Genomic DNA, 8,024 nt, shown 5'->3' with positions numbered 1-8,024 from the left:
GTATCATCTACTGTTACAGCTAAAGCTACGTAATGATCGGGGAACTTCAAGATTTCTTTTTTATTGCTATAGCTCGTTTCAACATATTTACTCATTTTTTAATTACCTCCATTACTCAAAATAAGATGCTCGTGCTTTATCTAAGCTCTCATTACCCTTAGCGAAATCAGCTAGGCGCTTACCGAAATCATCTGTCTGTCCTTTGTTGTCTCCATTGCTTCTTGTCCCTTCAGCAGGTTGTGCTCCTTTAAACTGAAATCCTTTATCTTGTTGTTTTTCGACAAATAAAAAAGCCTTGCTCTCACGCAACGCCTTAACTTGATCATCAAGACCGCCTTTTAATGTGCCGTCTTCATTGATCTCGATTTTTGATTTGTCTAGGAGACCAGCAATAAGATCAGGGTCATGGGCTTCATTTGCTAAAGCAAGCTTGATAGCTGTAGACACTTGCATATCTTTGATCTTTGCTTGATATTGCTCATCTTTTGTCTTGTTATCGTTTTGTAGTGTCTCGATTTGTTTTTTCAAGTCCTCGTTGTCTCCAACACTCTTTTTTAAGTCAGTCAATTGCTTATCGCGGTCTTTCAAATCTGTCTCTAGTTGCTTTTTAGCCTCGTTGACCTCATCAAACCTGTGTTTTGGTACATATCCCTTGTACTTTTCTTCAACGCCTCCCATGATCTTAGTAATTTGCTCTTCGCTAAGACCCATGCTTTTCAACAGTTCTTTCAAGTCCATGATATCCACCCTTTCATCTACGCTTTTTACCCCGGTTGCGTCCGGTGATGTCCTGTTCTTTTACGCCGACAGTACCGAAACGGCTAGTTATTCACATATTTCTCTTCCCATTGTGTATAAGCCATATCTCCTGGTACGTAGTACTGTTTACCTTCTTGATCTCTACTAAAGCGTTCACCTACGTTAATTTCATCATTAAAGTAAGGAACAACAGTTGTTCGGCAGTTCGGATGGAATGGGGGATATGTAACCCCAACTTCTTGTTCGCTTAGTCTGAACACTTTACCGTCAAGACTCCGGCAAATTCTACTTGTTCGACCATCTAAAGAGGCTAAAATCTCATATTTTCTAACCACTCCACTTGCCTGATAACCATCCATAGTAGCTTGATGAGTGATGTAACTACTCTCTGTTCTTACAATCCTTGCTGCATGTGAATAGGAAACATTCATCCGATCTGATAATGCTTTTGCTGTCTTATCAGAACTATCTCCGCGAATAAACGATTGAGAAAGCAACGTTTGAATCTCGGAGAGCAATTTGTCTCGATTGCTCCAGATGCGCTCGCTGTAATTGCCATCCTTCCAGTTGATTTGCAAAGTCTTCTCTAACGATTCTTTATCTACTCGAGCAAAAGAAACACCTATACCCGTACCTTTTTGTATTTCAAATAAAGTTCGGTAATAGGTGTTTGTATAATTCCCTTCCAGAAGCTCCTTAGTGCCTTTCTCTTGCTTTGAGGTTAGTTCCTCGACTGATTGCCTTATCTGGACTAAAAGAGTCTCTAAACGGCTTACACGAGTTTTGTAGTAGACGTTGTTCAGTTCCTTGGTCCAACGACCATCTATGTTACCCTTAGCTTTAGCTGTAAACTCTTCTAGCGTCATTTTGAACTCTTTCATTTCGCTACCTGTAAGTAGTTTACGGGCATGTGCTAGACTAATTTCATTGTTGTTAGCAAAGCGCTGATAGAACACCTCAATGTCTCGCTTAATACTTGCTATAGCTCGGTCATACTCATTTCTAAGTTGCTCTGCATATTTATCAGCCTCATCAAAAGACAACTGCGCTATCTGTTCACTACGCTTTTGCCAATAACTACGCGGTGGCTGTTTGCGCTTTTTCATTCGTTTTCATCCTTAGGAGCAAAGTCAGCATATGGATCTGATTCAGCCATCATGTTTTCATGCTCTCGCTTTCTCCTAGCTAACTCTTCTTGCGCATTAGTTGTCCATGGGTGGTTAGCGACAATTGTTTCGTTAGATAAGATGCCCACACTATCCTTTGCGTTCGTTATCGCATCCGTTTCGTTGATCAGAATATCTCGGTTAAAAATGAATTCTACTGTTTCGTCAGAGAAGTCACCGCCACCAGTATTACTAATGTGTTGATCAATGAACCAACGTAGATGCTCCATAGATGCTTGGAACTCTGTCTCAAGCATGTTGGCATCCATATCCAAGTCAGCATAAAGGAATTTCAATGCGATTCCTGAAGGGTCATTTCCGAAGTTATTAGACTGCGTATCAACACCACGTCCGAACTCATAGATGTCTTTTCTATTCATCTCCATATGAGTTCTAAACGCCTCAGTATCAATCGGCAAGCTAATGGTTTCTACTCCACCATCATCCGTTACTTTAACAGCACGATAAGCAGCTAGGTTGTATCGAAACTCCCCTAAGTTGGTACCGTCATAGTTCCTCAACACATAAATGCTGTTCGGCATATCCTCTAAGTTGTTAGCGTTATCTGATTTACGATAGTCATAGTCATCAATGAGTGATTGAATAAACTTGATTAAAGGTATTTCCTCATCGTTATACTTGAAGCAGATGAACGGTACTCGCTCCCAGTTTAGACCTAGCTCTTTACCTGCTCCACTCATGACAACAAAATGACTACCTTCGTCACCTATTTCTACATCTGGTATGAGTTGTCCATCGTATACATACCGTTTAACACCTTGAGTGTCCCAGTATTCCACTCTCTTGATAAGCTTCTTCTCTTTACCCTCATAAGCTTCAACCTCATAGACTCGGATAACAGCGTCCAGTTCAGTGTGTTCGCTATCTCTCCACATAGGAATGACTTCTTCACTGGGAATACGCTTGAATGATAGCTTTCCTGCCTCGTTATAGTAGACCTGGAGCCACGCTTTCCCTTTGTTGATAGATTCTTTGCCAACGTTTTTGAGAGTGCGCAAAAAAGCCTTGCCAATGTATTCCCCCAGCAAGGTTTGGTATCTGTTGTTATTTGTTTGTACGCTCATTGGTTTAGAAAGCAGATAGCCAACCTTTTGATCTGCTAGTTTCCTTGCGAAGTTGTGTACAAGTTTATTGTTAGCTAGATTCTTATCTTCTACCTTACCACCATCGCCAATTACTTCTCGTTTCCTGTTTAAAATCTCACTGTCACCGCGATAGTATTTATCACCCTTGATCATAAGCTCACGGACTTCTGACGTTTCCCACTCATCTACTTCCCGTTGGATAAACTCTTCTAATGTTATTCCTGACTTAGCGCCATCAGCAATTATTTTGTTAATTCGATCTGTTTCGGTAAAAATCATATGGCCCTCCTTTCTAGTAAATGAAACTGATCCACCTTTTAAGTCTGATACCTCGTAATCATCTAGCGCATACCAAATAGCCGATAACGTATGAGGGTCAATGGTGAACTCATCTTCGAGAATTTCCCCTTGTTTATCGACTGCAAATGTCAGTTCCTTCAATTCCTCTATGGTGTTTGGGCATTGATCAGAACAAATGATCTTTTTAAAACGTTTGATCTTCTTTGTGTACTGTTCACGGGAGCCTTGGAACTTTTAGCTGCCCTCATGTTGAATCCTTTTTGACGGAAGAAACTAATGGTTTTCGGCTCGGCGCTATCAGCCTTAATAAGCTCACCAGAACGTCTAAACTCATCTATTTCCTCTGCCGTCTTATCATCTGTTATTTTATTTTTGTAATACTCCCAGTAGATATAAAGAATCTTCTCCCCGTGATCCACCGCAAGCCGTAGCAGCGCATTGTAGGATGTTTGAAAACCAAAGTCCATCCCTGCACGCAAGATAGGTCTTCTAATCCTCTCGATAGCCTGCATAACTTCGCTGTGTGGACGCGATTGAAACTGAGGGAATACAACTACACCATTCACACCAAACTCCCCTTTACGAGCGATTCTGTGTAAATCAGGGTCATGTATTTTCAACTCATCTAACTGCTCAATATAACTGGCTGGCAGAAATAAGTTATCATCAGCAGTTGAGTGATGATAATACGTGTCTTTTACAACCAATACCCTTTCCTTGTATAAATCTTTGTCATCAAGGATAAAATGTTTTGCTTTGGTGTTCTTGAAAAAGTGTTTGAAACACCAATTGGATGTGCTTACTGGATTCGTTGACAAGATCATGTGTAATTTCAACGTTGGATGTCTAAGCCGCCCTAATAACTCTTTAAACCCGTCATATTTAACTTCTGAACACTCTTCAATCCAGATGATTGAGACATTATGAATGGATTTCAATTTAGCAGGCTTGTCCATTCCTTTGAATATGATCTTGCTGCCGTTAGGAAAACGAATCTGCATAGGGGATGTTACAAACCTTATCTTTTCATCAAGTCCTAGCTCTATAACGATATCCTCAAATAATGTGAAACAAGAGTCTCTAATAGTATCGTAGACCTCACGGATAACTAGTGCAGTTCGTTTTTCTTCTAAAAGCTTCAGAATTAGCTTTAAGGCCACATGATAGCTCTTAGATGAACCATACCCACCTACAAGAAAATAAAACTTGTGATCCCAGTTGAACAAAAATTCCTCAAAGTGCGGATTAACCTCTTTTTCAACCATTATCCCTCACCCTTTCGCTTGATGAGGATTTCAATAGATTTATCATCATCTTTGGAAGTCTTTTGTTCCAGGACAGCTATTTCACCTTTCAGTTTTTGAACACGCAAATGCTGTTCTTCGGTTGCTAGTGAACTGTTAAGCATCTCTTCATAACGTTTAATCAAGCCTTGTAGAGTTGCCATAGCCCTTGATTGGGCATTTAGGAATGTAGCTTGTTTATCCCAAGCATGTTGGTATTCCCACTCTTCTTCTGTTCCGAACATACCAGGCTTTTCTTTTTTTAATACCCTTGTCTCATCATCCTGATCACGCACAAACATAATACGTTGCGCTCTTACTATCGCTGTGTACTGGATAACGATGTTTTCCCAAAGCATGTCGATAGGAGACTTGGTTTCTATCTCCAGCATGATATCTGCTGTTTCTTCTGGGAAATATTTGCGGAAGAAGCCATGGGTTACAGCGTTGCTATTTCCTTTTGGAGCTGATCCTCCACGATTGCCTACGGCGTTTTTATTCCCTTTTGGTGCGCTAACTCGATTAGTAACGTTACTATTAGCATTGGTAACGTTACTATTGAGCTTTGATTCCCATTGGTCTTGATTTTTCCACTTACGTATTTGTGAATCACTTATCCCAAGTTGTTCCGCAATGTCTTTCAAAAGCATGTTTCCGCCACTTTCGAGATACATTGTTTCGGCTTTTTCTCTATTTGGACTTCTTGCTCTAGCCATTTACATTATCACCACCACCTATTGAGTTTGTTTTGCAAAAGGAAAAGGGATTTTGCTAAGTCTGATGACAAAGACAAAATCCCTTTATTGAATTATTTATTAAAATATATATACCCTCTAATTCTAGGGGAATCATAATGATGCTTTGCGATTATCTTGTAAGTTCCTCTTTTGATATTTGGCATTTTAATACTATTACTTCCGTGATAATCTCCATGCACCATTTCAGCTATTTTTTGATCACCTACGTATAAATATAGTGTTCCTCCTTTCACTTCACCACTAAAACTTAAACCACCTGTAGTTGTAACTGTTGCTAATTCTACTTTTCCAGAAGTAATAGCTCCACTATCAACCCATACTTTATCATCCGCCATTACTTGAAGTCCAGCGGTCTCCGCATTCTTAGTTTCAATTGTGTTAGTTGCCAAAACAGGCGAAACAACTACGGAACACATTAAAGCAGTAGAACAGAGAGTTGTGAGAACTTTTTTCATAAATATTTTCCCCTTTCAGCTCATTAAATACATTATTATGGTAATATGGAAAAATATGTTTAACAATACGTTTTTATTTCGCCATAATTTAACAGCAATTTTTTAATATAATTACGGAATTACAGTCCATACTTTCTGCCACTCACTTCAAGAGACTTGGTAATTTCATCATTTATCTGTTCTATCACTTTGGTAGAAACCGCATCTGCACATTGAGCAGTCGTTACATTGAAAGTCGGTGATACTGTTACGGTATTCCTTTTGCTTGTACAAACTTCATTTCGTGCTATAGAAGCATTTGCCCACATGATAGACTGCTCTAAATTAGTCATGGCTAGTGATTTCTCACGACTATTAGGACATAGTTCTTCAATTAAATATGCCAACTGTTTTGCTTTCTCGCGTAACGCTGTATATTTCTCTGGCTGCCCTTCTTTTGGAGAATGATACATAAAGGTATTTTCGATTTGGTGATTCAAGATAATCCCTCCACTGAGTTTGTTTTACAAAAGAAAAAGCACCGCAGTGGGTGCTTATGTGCCTAATTAGATTCTTAATACAATACTTCCAATTCAAACTCATTTAAATTAAAAATTTCTTCAAAAGATTTCCCATCAATTCTAACTTTATCAATAAGTTCTTGAGGGGTGGTAAAACACACACTGTCCTCGTAAAATTTGCAAAAACAAAAACCGTTTTTTGTATTCGTAATTGAATAATCGTCTCCCTTATATTTAAACTCCACTTCTCTCCCGTCTAGTAAATCCGATTTAAATTGCTTGTATGTATAGTCCATTACATATCTCCTCACAAAATAGGGATATAAATCAATCTAAAATCAACTCAATAAAGTGAATGCCTATTACCCTTTATACACTAAATTAAAGAAAAGAACCACCATTTAGTGGTTCTGGTACTTCTAGTACCCATCTCCTCTTGGAGGAGTATTCTTCCAATTCCAATCATGTCTATGAGGTACTTTTGGATGCTCTTTTGGGTTTCCATGATTAGTATAGTCAATATCCATATCGGCTTTACCGGTGTGATCATAGTATCTACGTTGCACTAACTCACCTTTTTTAACTAAATCTTTTGAAGAAAAACTATCTCCTTTAGTCGGCAAAACTCTTTTATCATCTACAACTTCATGATTGTCAGTTTCCTCGCCTTCTTCTTTTGCATCTTCATATCTTTCCAATAGATACATATAAAGAGTGAGACCAGTTGCTTGTGCCGTATTAGGCGTCAAAGTAGGTAAAACAGCACCAAACAACATTGCGACAGTAAAGAATAGTGCAAAAATCTTTTTCATAATTTTAACCTCCATTTATAAATTTTACCATGGTAATTATTGATTATAATGGTAAATAAAATTTAGTAAAGTTAAAAGAGTATAAATATAATTAAAAATATTAAATTTTTTCCCGCGAATGAAACTCTGCTATTTCTTGCTTAAACTGTCGAGAGAGCTAGAAATAAGGGAATGCAATATTTTCAGCTAACACATTTGCATATGCTTATTATTTGATACTCCCTACCCCTCGCTATACAAAAAAGCCACCCGATTTATCGAGTAGCCTTTTTGTTATTTATCAGTTTAACGGACAGTTGAAGATTTTCTGTATTTTTCATCTGGGTCAATTCCATCAATATAATCTTGAACAGTACATATCTTGTGCAAACGATTATCACTATCTGGTCTACCTGGCTTGATATTATGCTGTGGTATATTGGTTGTTGTTGAATAACCACACTGAGTTACCAAATAATTACCGACCATTTTTCTTATTGCTGATAACCCAAACTTTTTCCAGCCTACTATACTAACAAATGGTTCAGTATCATCATTTTTATAAGCAGAATAATTACCACTGTTGATGTCACCAACTATCCTTACTTTCTCCATAGCAGCAACCCCTTTCGTACATATTATATCCTCTATTATACATGGGGTTTTGCCTTACTTTTTTAATGTTTCATATTTCCACAAAAAATATATTCTCTTTTAAAGCAACTTGTTTTCGCTCATATTTACCCTTCTATATATAGGTAGCTTTTGCATGACAAAAAAGCTACTCATCAAGAGTGACTTCTTTCTTATATGACATACTTAAAACAAACGTACAGACCGAGCAATATGCTCATTCTTATAGCGATCCTGCCAATGTTAGCAGGAAACCGTGAGGTTAGTATTGCT

General features: G+C 38.2%; 8 protein-coding genes and 2 pseudogenes. All 10 read right to left on the bottom strand.

The annotated features are described in order from the left end of the window. Positions 1-111 precede the first annotated feature (111 nt). A complete protein-coding gene (locus AYJ08_RS06065) occupies positions 112-738 on the bottom strand; it encodes a phage scaffolding protein (RefSeq protein ID WP_064016975.1) in 627 nt (208 codons plus the stop codon). A gap of 83 nt (positions 739-821) precedes the next feature. Next, on the bottom strand, positions 822-1,865 hold the full coding sequence (locus tag AYJ08_RS06060; RefSeq protein WP_064016974.1) for a minor capsid protein: 1,044 nt from the start codon (positions 1,863-1,865) through the stop codon (positions 822-824). Further along, positions 1,862-3,172, bottom strand: a pseudogene (locus AYJ08_RS06055) (phage portal protein); the annotation flags it as partial. The pseudogene AYJ08_RS06055 and the gene AYJ08_RS06060, both read right to left, overlap by 4 nt. Positions 3,173-3,346: 174 nt before the next feature. Beyond that, positions 3,347-4,596 (bottom strand): annotated as a pseudogene (locus AYJ08_RS23400) (PBSX family phage terminase large subunit); the annotation flags it as partial. Further along, the gene (gene terS / locus AYJ08_RS06045) at positions 4,596-5,330 is read right to left on the bottom strand and encodes a phage terminase small subunit (protein ID WP_064016973.1); all 735 of its coding nucleotides are present in this window, start codon (positions 5,328-5,330) and stop codon (positions 4,596-4,598) included. The pseudogene AYJ08_RS23400 and the gene terS, both read right to left, overlap by 1 nt. A 92-nt stretch (positions 5,331-5,422) precedes the next feature. Then, entirely contained in the window at positions 5,423-5,827 is a 405-nt protein-coding gene (locus AYJ08_RS06040; protein WP_064016972.1) for a hypothetical protein, read from the bottom strand. A gap of 119 nt (positions 5,828-5,946) precedes the next feature. Continuing rightward, on the bottom strand, positions 5,947-6,306 hold the full coding sequence (locus AYJ08_RS24360; protein ID WP_231929018.1) for an Acb2/Tad1 domain-containing protein: 360 nt from the start codon (positions 6,304-6,306) through the stop codon (positions 5,947-5,949). Positions 6,307-6,380: 74 nt separating this feature from the next. Continuing rightward, complete coding sequence (locus tag AYJ08_RS06030) at positions 6,381-6,623, bottom strand: hypothetical protein (protein WP_031411268.1); 243 nt, start codon at positions 6,621-6,623, stop codon at positions 6,381-6,383. A gap of 123 nt (positions 6,624-6,746) precedes the next feature. Continuing rightward, positions 6,747-7,139 carry a hypothetical protein gene (locus tag AYJ08_RS06025; protein WP_064016971.1) on the bottom strand — a complete coding sequence of 131 codons (393 nt, stop codon included), beginning with the start codon at positions 7,137-7,139 and terminating at the stop codon, positions 6,747-6,749. A gap of 285 nt (positions 7,140-7,424) precedes the next feature. Next, positions 7,425-7,733: a hypothetical protein gene (locus AYJ08_RS06020; RefSeq protein ID WP_031411270.1), complete on the bottom strand. Its 309-nt coding sequence runs from the start codon at positions 7,731-7,733 to the stop codon at positions 7,425-7,427. Between the last annotated feature and the right edge of the window lie 291 nt (positions 7,734-8,024).

Origin of the sequence: Brevibacillus sp. SKDU10 (assembly GCF_001645205.1) — a bacterium.
Classification (GTDB): domain Bacteria; phylum Bacillota; class Bacilli; order Brevibacillales; family Brevibacillaceae; genus Brevibacillus_B; species Brevibacillus_B halotolerans.
The sequence above is the reverse complement of the archived record's forward strand: the minus strand, read 5'-3'. Positions and strand labels throughout refer to the sequence as shown.